Origin of the sequence: Pseudomonas sp. TMW22089 (genome assembly GCF_022496645.1) — a bacterium.
GTDB lineage: Bacteria > Pseudomonadota > Gammaproteobacteria > Pseudomonadales > Pseudomonadaceae > Aquipseudomonas > Aquipseudomonas paraversuta.
Genome location: NZ_SCFG01000014.1, coordinates 24,313 through 42,354 on the forward strand (window position 1 = coordinate 24,313; position 18,042 = coordinate 42,354).

The following is an 18,042-nucleotide window of genomic DNA, read 5'->3' on the forward strand; positions in this document are numbered from 1 at the left end:
TTTGATAAACAAAATGTCACCGCCGGCGTTCAACATTTGAATGTGAAGCCGCTTCAAACTGTGGCAGCGGCCTTGGATTTATGAGGTCTGGTCCAGTGGTTTTGGCGTCAGTTGTGCGCCAGTTTTCCGGCCATCGAGCCCTCGACACAGCGCAGGTCGCCGGCCATCAAAACATCGCCTTCGAGCTTCAGAACCTTGGGGTCAAGATCAAACCGGCACAGCACACGCTCGCCACGAACGATTTCAAGGGTCGGGGTGTCAGCACTGAGCTCCATGGAGAAGAACCCGTCTACCTCGGTTACGCCACGGCTGGCGTGGTTGATTACGTGATGTCCTTTCAGTGGCAGGCCATCAGCATCCACCACACGGCCTAACAGGGTCAGGGTATTGATGACGCTGACGCGCTGGTAAGCCACGCCGCCTTTGTTCAAGTGATAGCGGGCGCGGGCAGGCCGAATGGTTGCCGCTGGCGCGTCGACGCCAAGGAAGTCGAGCTGGACTACGCCGTCGCGATAAGCACTGACAGGAATCACGTTGCGGCCCGGGCGCAGAATCGTACCGCTGCCACTCAGGTCGTCAGCCCGCAGCTCCAGATCGTCAATATCCGACTCCACATCGATAATCATGCTGGCCTGATTGCCCGCCTGCTGGCCGCTCAAGGCAATGTTGCCGGCCCCCACTACCAGGCTGCTCGTCAGGTTCAGGCTGCCCGACACTCCCCGGCTGTAAGACGAGCGCTGCACTTGCACATCGCCAGAGGCATAGCGACCTTCAAACTGCGCACTGCCGGCCAGCCCGACACCATAAGTGTCAGTCTGCACGGAGCCGCGGACACTGCGCACCGTGCCCGTTTCAAAGTTTTGCTGATAGCCGAGGGAGGCATTGCGATCTGTATCACCGCTACGCGAAGCGCGGGAGCCGACACTGGCGGTCATACGCTTGCTGGCTTCTCCAAGCGCCATGTTGAAGCTCAGATCGAAACCGCGATTACGCTGATTGCCGCTACTGACAGCAGCAGCCCGGTCAAATACAGAGAACCGCCAGTTAATGTCATTGGCGAACAATTGAGTCGTACGCATCCATCCCAGGTCCAGGCTAATGCCGCTTATCTGGCCTTCGCTATGGGATATTCGGGCGTTAACACTGTTATGCCCTTGCAGGCGGTGGCTGATACTCAGCGCCGAATTGCTGACGTTGCCGTTATAGGGGGAGCGTTGACGTACCCGGCTGCCGTCAAGGAGGGTTTCCCACGTGTTGCGCGTGTCCAGCCAGCTACGATTGTGGCTGGCAACGACACTGCCCGAACTGTAACTGTGCAGCGCTTGCACCTCCATTCCCGTGCCGTGGTCCTGGCTGCGATACACACTGGTGTACAGACTCGTGCGGCTTGCCAGGCCGAGATCCAGAGAAGTGCCGAGTTGATTCTGCCCTTTGGTCTGGCGTGCCGAAACACCGACCACTGCCCGAGGGTGTAACAGATAGTTGACCGCAGTACCGACGGTGGTGTCGCCATCTTCCTGCTTGTCCCAGTTGCTCAGCAGGCTGGTCTCTCGACCAAAAAACACGTTATAGCGCCAGCGCTGGCTGGTATTGCTCCAATTGCTGGGCTTGTACACCAACTCATCGCTCGTGGAGGTGACTATGCCGTCTTCGATAAGTCTGACTTCAATATCGTAGATGCCACCTGGCAGAGGGCGCGTATCAAGGGCCTGCAGACCTGGCGCAACTTGCTGACTGTTGATCAGAACGCCATTACGGTAAATTTCTACGGTTGCTTCACGATTGGCAGTCACAAAAACCGGGTAGACAGAAGGTTGCAGTCCACCTTTGGCCAGACTGTCGGAACTGCCCAGCATGACGCCCAGGGTTGTGTCGGGGCTGTTACCAAATGTACGCGGCTGACGGCTGAGACCCACCGACTCCGGGGTGAAGTACCCCAGGCGCAGAAAGTTGTCGCGCCACTCCCTTTGGCTATGCAGTTCGTACACTGAGTGCATCAGCTGGTTTTCGTCCCCCCCCATCTTGCTAAGCTGGCCTCTGACAGTCTGGGTCCAGTTGCCCAGGCTTGAGACAGCCCCTAGCCCCAGGTGCGCAGCGAGATCCTGGCCCTGCCCGCCAGACAGGTTCAACTGATTACTCAGCATAAACCCCCTGCTACCGCCCTGGGGTTGGGCGTAGTGTTCAGATTCGATGGTTTTGCGCTCGGTTCTGCCGGTAAGTATCGAGACTTCTGAGTTGTTGAGGCTGTAATGCACAGCCAACAGATCTTCTGCACACTGACTTGCACAGGGACCCAGTACGACACCTTGCTGTAACAGCAGTTGCCAGACTTCACGTTCGGCCGGACTAATGTCGCTGTCACGGGTATCCGTAAACTCGATAAGCGTCATGCGCTCGTCCCGGCTTAGAACCACCATGGCCTCACCCAGAACTTGATTATCAAGCATTACCCGTACGGCCAATGGCACGTCAAAGAAATGCTCGTGAAACTCTTTAGGCAACCCGTCTGCCTGAACCAGCAAAGTGGTATAACTAGGTGTTGCTGCGATGGAAGCCTGGCAAAAACCTGCAGCACTTGCAAAGGCAATAGCCAATGACAAATCAGTATACCGACTCACTCCGTAACACCTTGCTTATAGCGGCAAAAAAAAACTCCGACATGCGCTGCACACGATGTCGGAGAGAGTCAATCAGTCGCTTACTGCCCGCACCGGTACTGACCGATTACGTGATCGCGCAACAAGCCATACAACCGATGCTCAACAACTTGAACTTAGATGACGGCATCAAAAGACAATTGGACATTGCCCAGATAGCTACCCGACTCATAGCCGGTTGCCGGCCTGGTCGGTATAATTTCCAGATTCACTACTTTTACAGTAGCTGCTTCGGCTGCGGTGAGTACCGTCTGGGCGGTAGTGGTCAACGACTTGCCGTTGAACTTGACATCCAGAACAACACTATTGGCACCCGCAGCCAAGTAAGCCGGGGCCAACAGTTGTGCACTGATTGAGCCTGCAGAATGAACAGCGTCAAATGTTTTAACCAATGAAGCCATTTCTTGAGTGTTTATATTGTAAGAGAGCGCCTGAGTCTCGCCGATCCAGCTGCTGTCACTTGGCAATACATAAAAATCTGCTGTCGGAACGAAGGAAGACAACTGAACCGTATGATTGATCGGTGCAGCATGGGCCTGAACACTCAATACCCCGACAGCAAGTACAAAGGGCGTCAGAATAGTTTTTTTGAAAAGGGACATAGAGACTTCCGAGCCGAGACGTATTACGCCTTAGATTACTTAAAAATACTTAATATTCGTGCCCCGACCGGCCCAACCAAGCATGTCGCGCAACGAGCAGTAACCTTAACGAAACATTCCTAATCGTTATATCGGAATACTCCTAATACCCCTGATATTCCTGATGCCTTTAGTCCACCTAAAAGTATTGATACTTCTTCTGGTGTAAAAATAAACCTGCGTTTTGATAAATCGCGGGAAGCTAGAAGTTATTGCAGGATATACCTGCGCGCAGCAGATCGCTGATGGGGCAGCACGTCTCGGCGTATCGACAGACAGCCTTTATGCGAACGCAGGAAGACACAGCAAGGGGAGGACTTCGACGCCTGAGAGCAGAGCTCGGCGAGTCACTGAAGAGAGATATCGGGTCGTCAGATTGATGCGCATTGAAGGTTTGCGCTCCACGACAGGAAGTACGGAGGCAAACCAGCCTGTGCCTGGCGCGGATGATTCGCCTGTAGCCTGCACTGCCTTTTGGCTTGTGATTGCGGTTGCGATTTGTGTCCGGAACAGCGGTTGGATTGCATTGCCAGGCGACGGCGTACCTGGCGTACGCCGCGCCTCTAACCGACAGCTTGCACTGTCGGCGTGAGGCTCTGGCAGAGGCGGTTGCGCGAACCCGCCTCCAGGCGCTTCATGACCGCTTAAAGCGGGACGCCGAGGCGCTGTGCAACTTCTTCGTAGGCTTCGATCACGTCGCCCAGACCCTGACGGAAGCGGTCCTTGTCCATCTTCTTGCCGGTGGCCTTGTCCCACAGACGGCAGCCGTCCGGACTGAATTCGTCACCCAGCACGATGCTGCCGTCGTGGAATACGCCGAACTCGAGCTTGAAGTCCACCAGCAGCAGGCCGGCGTCATCGAACAGCTTGTTCAGCACTTCATTGACCTTGAGCGACAGTTCTTTCATGCGCACCAGTTGCTCGGCAGTGCCCCAACCGAACGCCACGACGTGGGATTCGTTGATGAACGGGTCGCCCTTGGCGTCGTCCTTGAGGAACAGCTCAAAGGTGTAAGGGTTGAGCTTCATGCCCTCTTCCACACCCAGACGCTTGACCAGACTGCCGGCCGCGTAGTTACGCACAACGCACTCGACCGGAATCATGTCGAGTTTTTTCACCAGGCATTCGTTATCGCCCAGCAGTTTGTCGAATTGGGTCGGCACGCCGGCTTCTTCGAGTTTCTGCATGATGAAGGCGTTGAACTTGTTGTTCACCATGCCTTTGCGGTCCAGCTGTTCGATGCGCTTGCCGTCGAACGCTGAGGTGTCGTTGCGAAACAACAGGATCAAGCGGTTGGCGTCGTCAGTTGTGTAAACCGATTTCGCTTTACCGCGATAGAGTTCTTCACGTTTTTCCATGATGGGCTCCGCATGCTAAGTAGGTGGGCTAGGCGATTGTGCGCCAGTCGAGCCCTGAATCTTGATCGGCCAGTTGCAGCCAGTCCGGGTCGCACCCGAGGGTGTCGACAAAACATTGCCGGGCCAGCTGCGGCAGGTTGTTCTTGCTGCTGAGGTGGGCCAGTACCAGGTGTTGCAGGTGTTTCCAGCCCAACTCGGCCACCAGGCTTGCGGCCTGGTGGTTGTTCAAATGTCCTTCCTGACCACCTACCCGTTGTTTGAGAAACCAGGGGTAGTGACCACGGGCGAGCAGGTCGCGGCAATGGTTGGCCTCGATCATCAACGCGTCCAGGCCGCGATAGCTGTCCAGTACGCCATCGCAGTACGAACCCAGGTCGGTCAGCAGGCCGAAACGCCGCTTGCCGTCACTGAATACGTATTGGGTGGGTTCCTGGGCATCATGGGCAACCAGGGTCACGCTGATGGTCAAGGCACCGATCTGCAACGTTTCGCCACCTGCCACGAAGCCGGCAGGTTCAAGCGGCTTGCGCATCCCGCGCTGGGTACCACGACTCATGTACACCGGCACATTGTAGCGCCGGGACAGCATCCCCACGCCATGCACATGATCAGCATGTTCGTGGGTGACCAGAATCGCGCTCAGCTGGTGCGGGCTGATACCCAGACGCACCAGGCGGCGTTCGGTTTCCCGCAAAGAGAAACCGCAATCCACCAGTACACAGGTGCTGTCGCTGGCTACCAGCGTGCCATTCCCTTGGCTACCACTACCGAGAACGGCAAAACGCACAGGATCAGCCCAGGTTGTCTTGAATAACGCCCAACACTTTGCGCGCCACTTCTGGCGGTGCAACCTTGTTGATGTTTTCTTCGACAGTCACCTGCACGCTGTCCCCGACCTTGCTCAGGCGAACCTGATAGCGCTGGGCGCGGGCTTCCACTTCTTCCTTGGCCGGTTTGCTGCCGAAAAGGCTGGAGAAGAAACCGGGTTTCTCGTCCTTCTTCTCGGCTTTTTCGGCCAGGTTGATGTAGTACAGGCCCAAGGTGCGGTTGATATCTTCAACCCGCCACTCGCCCTGTTCAAGTGCGCGACCTACGCCGGACCAGGCACGATCGAGGTCTTCGGTCAGGCTCAATACCGGGTTGCCACTGCCGTCTTCGCTCAGGCTGACGCGGGTCGGGGTGTCAAAATCACGTGCTGCGAGCAACGAAACCGAACCGCCCTTCTCGGCGCTGCGGCTCATGCTGATGAGCATTTCGTCCACCAGTGCCGCGTCCAGGCCGGTATTGACCGAACGCTGGCCGAAATCGACGTTGGCGGTGCTGCCGGCTGGACGATTGGCGCTCACCACATAAATTTCGCTGGTGTTGCGCTGTACGCCCGGCTCGATACGGACCCGCACGCGGGTTTCGCTGTCAGCTGCCAGGCCACTGGTGCCGAGGTGGCGAGCCATTGGCGCGGACAGTTCGTCAGCGCGCTGCCAGGTGGTGGTGAACTCGCCGGTTTGCGGGCGCTGCTCATCGATACGGAAGCCGTTGTCCTGGAAGAACTGCATCGCTACCGGCCAGACTTCTGACGGTACGTGCTGCGCCATCACCCAACGGCTGTCGCCGCTTCTTTGCAGGGTGTAGTCGCTGGCACCGGCAACTGTCGCCAGCGGCAATGGCCGCGGAACCTCGAACTCGCCCTTGACGGTGTCATCGGGCACGTTGCTCGGGATCGGCAACAGCGGCACAAGGCGCTTGTCAGTCACTACACCTGGCGGCAGTTTCATTGGAGCGGTTTGTTGCGCCTCCAGATAGTCGCTGCCACGGTCCCGGAAGTACCCGTCTGGACCCCACAGCCAACCGCAGCCGCTGGTGCTCGAAATAATCACGGCTAGTGCGGAAAGTCCGGCCAATCGCTTCATGCGTAATGCTTCCTCAATTAAACCAAAACACCGGACTGGCGCAGGGCCTGACGCAGCGGTTCGTGGCAGGGTGCGCTGAGCCAGGTGAGCGGCAGACGGATACCGTCCGGCATCAAGCCCATTTCATGCAGCGCCCATTTCACGGGGATAGGGTTGGATTCGATAAACAGGGTTTTATTGAGCGGCATCAGCTTTTCGTGAATCGCGCGGGCGGTGACGGCGTCACCACGCATCGCAGCGGCGCACAGTTCGCTCATGGCACGCGGGGCGACGTTGGCGGTCACCGAGATATTGCCCTTGCCGCCGAGCAGGATCAGCTCGACTGCGGTGGCGTCATCACCGGAGTACACCAGGAAGTCATCGCTGACACCGGCCAGGATGGCAGTGACGCGCGACAGGTCGCCGGTGGCTTCCTTGATGCCGATGATGTTCGGCACGCTCGACAGGCGCACAACCGTGGCCGGCAGCATGTCGCAGGCGGTACGGCCCGGCACGTTGTAGAGGATCTGCGGGATGTCGACCGCTTCGGCGATGGCCTTGAAGTGCTGGTACAGCCCTTCCTGGGTCGGCTTGTTGTAATACGGTGTGACCAGCAGGCACGCATCGGCGCCGGCAGCCTTGGCATTGGTGGTCAGCTCGATCGCTTCACGCGTCGAGTTGGCGCCCGTGCCGGCAATGACCGGGATACGTCCTGCCACCTGTTTGACCACGTGACGAATCACTTCAATGTGTTCGTTCACATCGAGCGTTGCCGATTCACCTGTAGTGCCAACGGCAACAATGGCGTTGGTGCCCTCTTGCAGGTGAAAGTCCACCAGTTTGCGCAGTGCGTCCCAGTCCAGACGGCCTTGTGCATCCATAGGTGTGACCAGTGCCACCATACTGCCCGCAATCATGCAACCGCTCCTGCCGGAAAAAGAGAGCCGTAATGGTACTGGCGCCATGACCCTTGCACAAGCAACAGCGCGCCCGATGAGCATTCCCCTTGGCGCTGCTTTTCGCTACCCTTCAGCCTTTGATTGGTACTGATGAGTGCGCAAGGCTGTTTCACAGGTCTTTATCCAGCGCCAAAAGCCCGCCCCAAACACCGCCAGGAGCGGTTTGCAGAGCCTGCAGACTGTCTACGACGGCGTATTGGCAGGGTTCAGGCATTTGTTGAGAGCCTGCTAGTCGCGACGCATTCATCCACCGTACTGACCGCTCATCGCTTTAGGAAGGTTGCATGTCCACCCCCACAGTCCGCGAACAATTCCTTGTCATCAGTGCCCTTGGCGCCAACCCAATGGAGCTGACTAACGTCCTGTGCCGCGCCAGCCATGAAAATCGCTGCGCCGTCGTGACCTCCCGCCTCACTCGCCACGGCGAATGCAGCGCACTGGTTCTGGAAATCACTGGCAGCTGGGATGCCCTGGCCCGCCTTGAAGCCGGCTTGCCCGCACTGGCCAAAAAACACGCGTTCAGCGTCAATGTGGTGCGCAGTGCCGCCCTTGAGACTCGCCCGCAGGCGCTGCCGTACGTGGCCTATGTCAGCTCGGCCTACCGCTCGGACATCATCAACGAGCTGTGCCAGTTCTTCATGGACCACAACGTCGAACTTGAAAACCTGACCTGCGACACCTATCAGGCGCCACAAACCGGCGGCACCATGCTCAACGCCACTTTCACCGTGACCTTGCCGGCCGGTATCCAGATCAGCTGGTTGCGCGATCAGTTCCTGGACTTCGCCGACGCGCTGAACCTCGATGCGCTGATCGAACCCTGGCGCCCACAAAACCCAATGTAAGGAAGCTCCCCCCATGGCCGTTGCAATTGACCAACCCGTAGGCGACTTCCAGATCCCGGCTACCAGTGAGCAAACCGTCAGTCTGGCGGCACTCAAGGGCAAGCAGGTGGTGATTTACTTTTACCCCAAGGACAGCACGCCGGGCTGCACCACTGAAGGCCAGGGCTTTCGTGACCACTACGCCGAATTCCAGGCGGCCAACACCGAAGTGTTTGGCGTGTCGCGCGACAGCCTCAAGTCCCATGAGAACTTCAAGGCCAAGCAGGGTTTTCCGTTCGAATTGCTGAGCGACAAGGACGAAGCCCTGTGCCAGCTGTTTGACGTGATCAAGCTGAAGAAGCTGTACGGCAAGGAATACCTGGGCGTGGACCGCAGCACGTTCCTGATCGACAAGAACGGCGTGTTGCGTCACGAATGGCGCGGCGTGAAAGTGCCCGGCCATGTTGAAGCAGTGCTGGAACAGGCCAGGGCGCTGAACCAGGCCTGATACTCCCGCAGCAGGAGCGAGCTTGCCTCGCGATCTTTTAAAAGATCAAAAGCTCGCCCCTGCAGGGTCACAGGACTTTACTGACGTACCAGCCGCAGGTTCTGGAATTCGACCGCTTCGGTACTGCGGTACGGGTTGATGTCCAGCCCGCCACGACGCACATAGCGCGCATACACGGTCAATTTTTCCGGCTTGAGCAAACGCTGCAGGTCGAGAAAAATCCGCTCCACGCATTGCTCATGGAAATCCGAGTGCTGACGGAAGCTCACCAGATACGCCAGCAAACTGGCGTGATCCAGTGCCGCTCCACGGTACTCCACCACCACTGTGCCCCAGTCAGGCTGACTGGTGACCGGGCAGTTGGATTTGAGCAGGTGGCTGTAGACGCTTTCTTCGATCACCCGCGTTTCATCGCACTTGAGCAATTCAGGTCGCGGCTGCTGGTAATCGCTGACACTGATGTCCAGATCATCGATACACAGACCGGGCAAAACCCCGGTGCCATCTGCCTGAACCTCATCCAGGCTACGCACGCGTACGCCGACGGGCTTGCCGGATGCGGCTGACAAATCTGCCTGCAACGTCTGCACCAGACTTGGTGTATCGGCGAAAACGCTCTGATTGAGCGAGTTCAGGTACAGCTTGAAAGACTTGGACTCGACGATGTTCGGCGAATCGGCGGCAAAGCAGAACTCGCCAATGGCCACCACCGGCTTGCCTGACGGCAACAACCATGAGAGCTCGAAGCAATTCCAGAAGTCCACCCCGACATACGGCAGGGTCTCGGCGCTGAGCCCCAGCTCGGCCCATTTCGCCGCACGCGGGATAGGGAACAGCAAGGACGGGGTGTAGGTACTGATGTATTCACTGGACTTGCCCAGCGGCGAATGTTCGGCTGCGGGATGCATGACAAAAACCTGGCTAGAAAAACCCGGCAATTCTATCGGGTTTACGCCAGGCTTTCAGCGCCAGCAGACGATCAGGGCTGATTAAGGCTCAACTTTGACCTTGCCGACCATTCCGGCCTGGTAGTGACCGGGCACATTGCAGGCAAACTCCAGGTTGTCGGCGCGACTGAAGGTCCAGGTAAGCTCGGCAGTTTTACCCGGCCCGACCAACACACTGTTGGGGTCGTCGTGCTGCATGCCCATGGCGCCGTGGTCCATGCCGGCGTGACTCATCCCGGTCGGCGTGAGCATGCCGCTTTGCTGCATTGCGAGCATTTCTTTCTGGTGCGCCCCGTGCATGGCTGCATTGCCCAGGTTGAATTCGTGCAACAACTGCCCTTTATTGACCAGTACAAAACGCACGGTCTCCCCTGCTTTCACGTCCAGTGATGTGGGAGTGAAGGCAATATCGGTCATATCCACTTGCACGGTGCGCGTGGCACTGGCGGCCGGGGCCGGCTGACCAAAATCAAAATGGCCGGCAGGCGCTGCCAGCACCGGCACGCTCAACATCAATAAACAACCCGCGAGGGCCAAACGGTTACGCGCAGTCATACTGACTCCCGGGAATGTACAAATTTTCAACGACTTTAGAACTGCGCCGCTGGCATTCAACTGACCGTAAGATTACAACTTTGTCAGCTAGCCCCTGCCCGCCCAAGGCCAATGTATAAGGCTGAGGATATTTTTGTGATGAGCCACCGATGAAATTGCTGATAGTCGAAGACCAGGCCAAAACCGGCCAGTACCTGCGCCAGGGCTTGAGCGAAGCCGGGTTTACCACCGAACTGGCCGCTGACGGCATTACCGGCCAGCACCTGGCCCTGACCGGCGATTACTCATTGCTGATTCTCGATGTAATGCTCCCGGGCCGTGACGGCTGGCAAATACTGCAAGCGGTGCGCACTGCGGGGCTGGACATGCCGGTGCTGTTCCTGACCGCCCGCGACGCCGTCGAAGACCGCGTGCACGGCCTGGAACTGGGGGCAGACGATTATCTGGTCAAGCCCTTCGCCTTTTCCGAGTTGCTGGCCCGGGTGCGCAGCTTGCTGCGCCGCGGCAGCAGCACCACGCAAGAGACCCACCTGCAACTGGCCGACCTGCGCCTGGACCTGATCCGGCGCCGGGTTGAGCGCAATGGCCTGCGCATCGACCTCACCGCCAAAGAGTTCGCCCTGCTGGAATTGCTGATGCGACGCCAGGGAGAAGTACTGCCCAAGTCCCTGATCGCCTCACAAGTGTGGGACATGAATTTCGACAGCGACACCAACGTTATCGAAGTCGCGATACGCCGCCTGCGCCTGAAAATCGATGACAGCCATGAACACAAACTGATCCACACCGTGCGCGGCATGGGTTACGTGCTGGAAGAGCGTGCTCCGTGATTCGTCGCCTGTCCCTGAGCAGCCGCCTGGCCCTGCTGTTTGCCGGCTGCACGGCGGTGGTTTCACTGTTTGCCGGGGTGCTGTTCGGGCGCGCCAGCGAGGTACATTTCGTCGAGCTCGACCAACAGCTGATGGAAAGCCGCCTCACCGTGCTGCGCGACACCCTGCAAGGCGCCGACACCCTGGAAAGTTTCACCCGGCGCCTGCCCGCCCTGCTCCTGCACCTCAACCAGCAACCAGACCTGACGGTGCGGGTACGCGGCCCGGACGGGCACCTGTGGTTTGACAGCGCGCCAAGTTTGCCGGAACAGCTTGCTGTGCGCCCCGGGCTTGGCAGCCTGCAAATCAACGGCATTGATTACCGGGTTCTGAACCCGATTCCTGACACACAAAACGCACCGCGCCTGACACTGCTGCTGGACATCACCCACCATCAACACTTCCTGCAGCGCATGCAGCACCTGATCTGGATGACGGTCGGCCTCTCGGCGCTGGCTACCGCCATTCTGGGGGCCTGGGCTGCCCGTAGCGGCCTGCGCCCATTGCGGCGCATGAGCGCGATTGCAGCCAGCGTCTCGGCCGACTCCCTCAACGCACGGCTGCCCCAGCAGCAGATGCCCGCCGAGCTGGCAGAGCTGGCCAGCGCCTTCAACGCCATGCTGGAACGGCTGGATGATTCATTTCAGCGACTGTCTGCGTTCTCTGCCGATATTGCCCATGAACTGCGGACCCCGCTGTCGAACCTGCTGACCCATACCCAGGTCACCCTGACCCGGCCCCGGGGCATCGATGAGTACCGCGAGGCCCTGCACAGCAACCTCGAAGAACTGCAGTGGATGGCACAACTGGTCAACGACATGCTGTATCTGGCCAAGGCTGACCATGGCCTGCTCACTCCGCGCCGCGAGCCGCTGGATCTGGGCCGCGAGGTGGACGCTTTACTGGAGTTTTATGCACTGCTGGCCGAGGACTCGCAAATAGCCTTGACCCGCGAAGGTAACGGACAGATTGCAGGCGATCGCAGCATGTTGCGCCGCGCGCTGTCCAACCTGCTGGATAACGCCTTGCGTTACACGCCGGGGGGTGGAGCCATCAAGGTGCTAATCGAAGAAACGGCGAGCCACGTGCGCATCAGCATCGAAAACACCGGAGCTGGGATCGCTGCCGAGTTGCTGCCACGCCTGTTTGATCGCTTCTACCGGGCCGATCCGGCACGGCGCGAAGGCAGCAGCGAGCATGCGGGGCTGGGACTGGCCATCACCCAGTCAATCATTCGCGCCCATGGCGGGCAGATCAGGTGTGAAGCCCAGGAAGGCGTGACGCGGTTCGTGCTTGAACTGCCCACTATCAAGGCCGGGAGCACCTGACGCCTCCTGTAGGAGCGAGCTTTTCAACACGCAGGAAGAGCTCGCGAGCAAGCTCGCTCCTACAGGTCAGGGTAAGGGCGGTCAGGAGTAGCGCAGCCCATGGGCCGGCTGGATTTTCGCCGCGCGATACGGCTGGGAATTGAGCGGCCGTATGTACTGTAGGAGCGAGCTTGTCTCGCGAGCTTTTCAGCACTCAGGAAGAGCTCGCGAGACAAGCTCGCTCCTACAGGTCAGGCTAAGGGCGGTCAGGAGTAGCGCAGCGCGTGGGCCGGCTGGATTTTCGCCGCGCGATACGGCTGGAAATTGAACGCTCGTACGTACTGTAGGAGCGAGCTTGCTCGCGAGCTTTTCAGCACTCAGAAAAAGCTCGCTCCTACAGGTCAGGTTGAGGGCGGTCAGGAGTCGCGCAGCCCGTGGGCCGGCTGGACTTTCGTCGCGCGATACGGCTGGAAATTGAGCGGCCGTACGTACTGTAGGAGCGCAGCGCGTGGGCCAGCTGGATTTTCGTCGCGCGATACGGCTGGAAATTGAGCGGCCGTATGTACTGTAGGAGCGAGCTTGTCTCGCGAGCTTTTCAGCACTCAGGAAGAGCTCGCGAGACAAGCTCGCTCCTACAGGTCAGGTCAAGGGCAGTCAGGAGTAGCGCAGCCCATGGGCCGGCTGGATTTTCGCCGCGCGATACGGCTGGAAATTGAGCGGCCGTACGTACTGTAGGAGCGAGCTTGTCTCGCGAGCTTTTCAGCACTCAGGAAGAGCTCGCGAGACAAGCTCGCTCCTACAGGTCAGGTCAAGGGCGGTCAGGAGTAGCGCAGCGCGTGGGCCGGCTGGATTTTCGCCGCGCGATACGCAGGGTACAGCGTCGCCAGAAAACTCAGCAAAAAGCCTGCACCGCAGATCAACGCCACATCGCCACCTTGCAGCTCTGATGGCAGGTTGCTGACGAAGTACACGTCGGAGCTGAATATGTGCTGCCCGGAAACCCGTTCCATCCAGCCCACCAGCTCGCTGACATTCAGCGCCGCAATCACCCCCAATACGCCGCCAATCAAGGTACCGACAATACCGATCACCGTGCCCTGGACCATGAAAATGGCCATGATCTGACGCGGGGTGGCGCCGATGGTGCGCAAGATGGCGATATCGGCCCCCTTGTCGTTCACCACCATGATCAAGGTGGCGATGATGTTGAACGCAGCCACGGCCACAATCATCAGCAACAACAGGCCGATCATGGTTTTTTCCATCTTCATGGCGCTGAACAGGCTGCCCTGGGTGTGGGTCCAGTCATCCGCCCGGTAGCCGTCGCCCAGGCTGGCCGCCACCTGCTTCGACACCTGGGGCGCCGCGTACAGATCCTTGACCGCCAGGCGCACGCTTTGCACCTGATTCGGCTGCCAGTGCTGCATGGCAGCGGCATCGGCAACGTGGATCAGGCCCATGGAGCCATCCAGCTCGGCCCCGACCTTGAAGATACCGACCACATTCAAGCGCTGCAGGCGCGGGGTAATTCCCCCCGGTGCGGTGCTGGCCTCGGGGACGATCAAGGTGATTCTGTCACCGATACCCAGGCGAAACCGTCGCGCGGTAATGTCTCCCAGCACCACGCCAAACTCGCCGGGCTTCAGGTCTTCAAGCCGGCCCTGCACGATGTGCTGGGCAACGATCGAAACCTGGCCTTCCAGCGCCGGATCAACCCCGCTGACCTGAATCGGCTGCATCGAGCCCTTGTAGGACAACATGCCATCCATCTCGGTAAACGGCACAGCGGCCGTGACCTCGGGATTCTTCATCGCCGCTTCGGCCACCGGGCGCCAGTCATCAATGGGCTTTACGCCGACGATGGTCGCGTGGGGCACCATACCGAGAATGCGGTTGCTCATTTCACGCTGAAAACCGTTCATCACCGACAACACCACAATCATCGCCAGTACGCCCAGGGCGAGACCGATCATCGAAGTCATGGAGATAAACGAAACAAATCGGTTGCGGCGCTTGGCACGGGTATAGCGCGTGCCGATAAAAATCGATAACGGTCTGAACATTCGCGGGCACCGTATAAAAATAAAAGACCCGGCGCCGGAATACGGCGCCGGGCTTGGCGATTACATCGCGCTCAGACGACCTTCCTGAAGGTGCAATACGCGATCCATCTGGCGGGCCAGGTTCATGTCATGGGTCACCACCAGGAACGCTGTGCGCATCGAGGTGCTGAGCTCCAGCATCAAGTCCTGAATGCCCTGGGCGGTGTGCGAATCGAGGTTGCCGGTGGGCTCGTCGAGCATCACCAGCCCCGGGTTGTTCACCAGTGCACGGGCAATCGCCACGCGCTGGCGCTCGCCACCCGACAGTTCTGCCGGCTTGTGCTCCAGGCGATGGCCCAGGCCAACCCGGGTCAGCAACGCAGTTGCACGCTCACGCGCCTCGGGGATCGGGGTTTTACCGATCAGCAATGGCATGCAGACGTTTTCCAGCGCGGTGAATTCGGCCAGCAGGTGGTGAAACTGGTAAACGAAGCCCAGCGAGCGGTTACGCAACAGGCCGCGGGCCTTTTCGCCCAGTGCCGACAGCTCTTCGCCTGCCAGCCACACGCTGCCCGAAGACGGGGTATCGAGGCCGCCGAGCAAATTGAGCAAGGTACTTTTGCCCGAACCCGAGGTCCCGACAATCGCCACGCGCTCGCCCGGGTGCAGCTCCAGCTGCAGGCCGGACAACACCACCACCGACTCCGGGCCTTCCTCGTAGCTCTTGCCCAGGTCGCGGCAACTCAACACTGCTTGTTCTTTCATGCCCAACTCACTCATAACGAAGCGCCTGCGCAGGCTGGGTGCGCGCAGCACGCCAGGCCGGGTACAAGGTCGCGAGGAAACTCAGAACCAATGCCGCGCCACACACCATCAACACATCCTGCGCCTGCAATTGCGACGGCAGGTAGTCGATAAAGTACACGTCGGCGTTGAGAAACTTGTGCCCGATCAAGCCTTCAAGGGCCGAGATCGCAGCACTCACATTGAGTGCCGCCAACATGCCGAGCACGGCGCCGATGGCGGTCCCGACCACACCGATAACGGTGCCCTGGACCATAAAGATGGCCATGATGGTGCCGGGCGTGGCGCCCAGGGTGCGCAAAATCGCGATGTCGCCTTTCTTGTCATTGACCACCATCACCAGGGTGGAAATGATGTTGAAGGCGGCCACGGCGACAATCAGCAGCAACAGCAAACCGATCATGGCTTTTTCCATGCGGATTGCCTGATACAGATTGCCATGGGTGCGGGTCCAGTCGCGGGCGTAATACTGGCTCTCGCCCAGCTGCTGGGCGATTTCCCATGCCGTACGCGGCGCCTGGAACAGATCGTCAAACTTGAGACGCAACCCCTGTACCTGATCAGGCTTCCAGCGTTGCAAACGCGCCAGATCCTGCAGGTTGGTCACGCCCAGGTAGCCGTCAATTTCACCCGCGCCGACATGGAAAATGCCCTGCACGGTGAAACGCTTCATGCGTGGAAACATCCCGGCCGGGGTCACGGTGACCTCCGGCGCAACAAAGGTCAGCTTGTCACCGATGGCAACCCCGAGCTTCCTGGCCGCCTTGTCACCAATGATGATGCCGAAGCTGCCCGGGGTCAGCGAGTCGAGCTGTCCTTCGAGCATGAACTTGTCAATGATCGATACCTTGCGTTCCTGCACCGGATCGATGGCATTGAGCATTACTTTCTGCACATTGCCGTCATGGGTCAGCAGCCCCTGCATCTGGGTGAACGGCGCTACCGCCTCCACCTTGGGGTTCTGCCGGACCTTGGCGGCCAGGCTTTGCCAGTCGCTGATCGGTTGATCACCAACGATGGTCGCGTGGGGCACCATGCCCAGCACGCGGGTGCGCATCTCATGATCGAAGCCGTTCATCACCGAGAGCACCACAATCATTACGACCACGCCGAGGGCGAGTCCGATCATTGAAGTCAGAGAAATGAACGACACAAAATGATTGCGGCGCTTTGCACGGGTATAACGCGTGCCGATAAATACGAAGAGAGGTCTGAACATGTCGGGGCTTGTTCGAGGGAAAAGAAGACGTCCTTGTGGCGGGGCCTGATAAGCAGCTTTACACTCAGACCACAGCCGCCATCACGGGTTCGCCATGTCGACATTAAATGACGCAGATCGCCGCGAATACTACCGTATCGAAGATCTGATCGCACTGGAAATAACCCCGCTAAGGGCCTCCGAAGCCGCTACCAGCGAAGTGTTGCAAGATGCGTCTCCACTGTTCAATTTACTCAGTGAGCTGCACCTTAGCGAATTCGAGTCCCAGCACCTGCTGCGCCAGATCAGCGAGCGCGACCGCACTGTTTCCAGCTACCTGAAAACCCTTAACAAACGCGTCGATCTGCTGAGCCAGATCGTGGCGCAAACCGTGCTGGGCCAAATCGGCGAGCTACAGCCGGTGACGCTGTCCGAAAGCGGAATCGAGTTTCATCACCCGCACCCCTACCCGACCGACAGCCACCTTGCAGTCAAACTGGTACTGATGCCACAAGCCCTGGGGCTGCTGCTGCGGGCCCGCGTCGTGCGATGCCTGGCGCAGGACGGCGGCTACAGCATCGACACCGAATTTGAATCCCTTAACGACACCCAACGTCAGTTGTTAGCGCGCCACATTTTGCAAAAACAGGCACAGGCACGCCGCCTGGCCCGCGAACAACACGAATCCGCGCCCGAATGAATACTCAGGCGCTACCCACCAAGGAGCAATTGTGACTCTGATTTACGGCCATCGCGGCGCCAAAGGCGAAGCACCTGAAAACACTCTTGCCAGCTTTGAGCAATGTCTCAAACACGGCGTACGTCGCTGCGAACTTGATCTGCACCTGTCCAAAGACGGCGAGCTGATGGTGATCCACGACTCGACCCTCAAGCGCACCACCGACCGCCGCGGCAAGGTCAGTGAACATACCGCAGCGGATCTGGCGACCTATGACGCGCGCAAAGGCGGCCCCGGCTGGATGCAGCCATGCCCGATCCCGCGTCTTGAAGAGCTGTTCGAGAAATGCAACTTCGAGCACTGGCAGCTGGAAGTCAAAAGCGCATCCCGCACCCGGGCTGCAAGCACGGTACTGGCCATTCGTGAAATGGCGGTGCGCCACGGCATCATGGACAAGGTCACCGTCACCTCAAGCTCCCGTGAGGTGCTCAAGGCCGCGCTGGAGCTGACCCCGGACCTGTCCCGCGGACTGGTAGCCGAATACGCCTGGCTCGACCCGATCAAGGTCGCGCAAGGTTATGGCTGTGACATGCTGGCGCTGAACTGGACGCTATGCACCCCCGAGCGCCTTGAGAAAGCACAACAGCAGGGTTTGCATGTATCGGTGTGGACGGTCAACGAGCCTGCACTAATGCGCAGGCTCGCCGACTTCGGCGTAGATAGCCTGATTACAGACTTTCCCGGTTTGGCCACTGCCACCCTCGGGAAAAGCTGAAATCGGTCTCCCCGGCCGGCTCAGGCCACCGGC

Annotated in this window: 17 protein-coding genes; 6 read left to right on the forward strand and 11 right to left on the reverse strand. The window is 59.1% G+C overall.

The features are described from left to right. Positions 1-107: 107 nt before the first annotated feature. From EQV90_RS14325 to dapA, 6 genes are all read right to left on the reverse strand, one after another. Positions 108-2,618 carry a TcfC E-set like domain-containing protein gene (locus EQV90_RS14325; RefSeq protein ID WP_240878306.1) on the reverse strand — a complete coding sequence of 837 codons (2,511 nt, stop codon included), beginning with the start codon at positions 2,616-2,618 and terminating at the stop codon, positions 108-110. A 155-nt stretch (positions 2,619-2,773) separates the two neighbouring features. Continuing rightward, a complete protein-coding gene (locus EQV90_RS14330; protein ID WP_003446680.1) occupies positions 2,774-3,259 on the reverse strand; it encodes a CS1 type fimbrial major subunit in 486 nt (161 codons plus the stop codon). A 683-nt stretch (positions 3,260-3,942) separates the two neighbouring features. Then, positions 3,943-4,656, reverse strand: coding sequence for a phosphoribosylaminoimidazolesuccinocarboxamide synthase (gene purC / locus EQV90_RS14335; protein WP_003446678.1), 714 nt, complete (start codon positions 4,654-4,656; stop codon positions 3,943-3,945). Positions 4,657-4,684: 28 nt separating this feature from the next. Continuing rightward, on the reverse strand, positions 4,685-5,443 hold the full coding sequence (locus EQV90_RS14340) for an MBL fold metallo-hydrolase (RefSeq protein WP_003446676.1): 759 nt from the start codon (positions 5,441-5,443) through the stop codon (positions 4,685-4,687). A 4-nt stretch (positions 5,444-5,447) separates the two neighbouring features. Then, positions 5,448-6,563, reverse strand: a complete 1,116-nt coding sequence (gene bamC, locus EQV90_RS14345; RefSeq protein ID WP_003446674.1) for an outer membrane protein assembly factor BamC — start codon at positions 6,561-6,563, stop codon at positions 5,448-5,450. 17 nt (positions 6,564-6,580) lie between these two features. Next, the gene (dapA, locus tag EQV90_RS14350; protein ID WP_003446672.1) at positions 6,581-7,459 is read right to left on the reverse strand and encodes a 4-hydroxy-tetrahydrodipicolinate synthase; all 879 of its coding nucleotides are present in this window, start codon (positions 7,457-7,459) and stop codon (positions 6,581-6,583) included. A gap of 326 nt (positions 7,460-7,785) precedes the next feature. On the opposite strand from dapA, the gene EQV90_RS14355 reads away from it, so the two are divergent. Both EQV90_RS14355 and EQV90_RS14360 read left to right on the forward strand, forming a co-directional pair. After that, positions 7,786-8,346, forward strand: a complete 561-nt coding sequence (locus EQV90_RS14355) for a glycine cleavage system protein R (protein WP_003446670.1) — start codon at positions 7,786-7,788, stop codon at positions 8,344-8,346. Positions 8,347-8,359: 13 nt separating this feature from the next. Continuing rightward, positions 8,360-8,833, forward strand: a complete 474-nt coding sequence (locus EQV90_RS14360; protein WP_003446668.1) for a peroxiredoxin — start codon at positions 8,360-8,362, stop codon at positions 8,831-8,833. A 77-nt stretch (positions 8,834-8,910) separates the two neighbouring features. On the opposite strand, the gene queF is transcribed toward EQV90_RS14360, so the two are convergent. Further along, complete coding sequence (queF, locus tag EQV90_RS14365; protein ID WP_003446667.1) at positions 8,911-9,741, reverse strand: NADPH-dependent 7-cyano-7-deazaguanine reductase QueF; 831 nt, start codon at positions 9,739-9,741, stop codon at positions 8,911-8,913. A gap of 81 nt (positions 9,742-9,822) precedes the next feature. Next, positions 9,823-10,335 (reverse strand): cupredoxin family protein, encoded by a 513-nt coding sequence (locus EQV90_RS14370; RefSeq protein WP_003446665.1) that lies wholly within the window; start codon positions 10,333-10,335, stop codon positions 9,823-9,825. Positions 10,336-10,484: 149 nt separating this feature from the next. Here EQV90_RS14370 and EQV90_RS14375 point away from each other — a divergent pair, with 149 nt between their 5' ends. Next, on the forward strand, positions 10,485-11,165 hold the full coding sequence (locus tag EQV90_RS14375) for a heavy metal response regulator transcription factor (protein ID WP_240878307.1): 681 nt from the start codon (positions 10,485-10,487) through the stop codon (positions 11,163-11,165). Next, complete coding sequence (locus tag EQV90_RS14380) at positions 11,165-12,532, forward strand: heavy metal sensor histidine kinase (RefSeq protein WP_165878350.1); 1,368 nt, start codon at positions 11,165-11,167, stop codon at positions 12,530-12,532. The genes EQV90_RS14375 and EQV90_RS14380 overlap by 1 nt, the downstream gene beginning before the upstream one ends. Before the next feature lie 797 nt (positions 12,533-13,329). Here the strand turns inward: EQV90_RS14380 and EQV90_RS14385 are convergent. The 3 genes from EQV90_RS14385 to EQV90_RS14395 are packed head-to-tail and all read right to left on the reverse strand — an operon-like array spanning position 13,330 to position 16,576. Next, entirely contained in the window at positions 13,330-14,574 is a 1,245-nt protein-coding gene (locus tag EQV90_RS14385) for a lipoprotein-releasing ABC transporter permease subunit (RefSeq protein ID WP_060781737.1), read from the reverse strand. A 60-nt stretch (positions 14,575-14,634) separates the two neighbouring features. Next, on the reverse strand, positions 14,635-15,318 hold the full coding sequence (gene lolD, locus EQV90_RS14390; RefSeq protein WP_165439647.1) for a lipoprotein-releasing ABC transporter ATP-binding protein LolD: 684 nt from the start codon (positions 15,316-15,318) through the stop codon (positions 14,635-14,637). Between the two features lie 7 nt (positions 15,319-15,325). After that, entirely contained in the window at positions 15,326-16,576 is a 1,251-nt protein-coding gene (locus EQV90_RS14395; protein ID WP_003446647.1) for a lipoprotein-releasing ABC transporter permease subunit, read from the reverse strand. 94 nt (positions 16,577-16,670) lie between these two features. Between EQV90_RS14395 and EQV90_RS14400 the strand changes: the two genes are divergently transcribed. Next, entirely contained in the window at positions 16,671-17,255 is a 585-nt protein-coding gene (locus tag EQV90_RS14400) for a PilZ domain-containing protein (RefSeq protein ID WP_240878308.1), read from the forward strand. 31 nt (positions 17,256-17,286) lie between these two features. Further along, the gene (locus EQV90_RS14405; RefSeq protein WP_003446642.1) at positions 17,287-18,009 is read left to right on the forward strand and encodes a glycerophosphodiester phosphodiesterase; all 723 of its coding nucleotides are present in this window, start codon (positions 17,287-17,289) and stop codon (positions 18,007-18,009) included. The last annotated feature ends 33 nt before the right edge of the window (positions 18,010-18,042 follow it).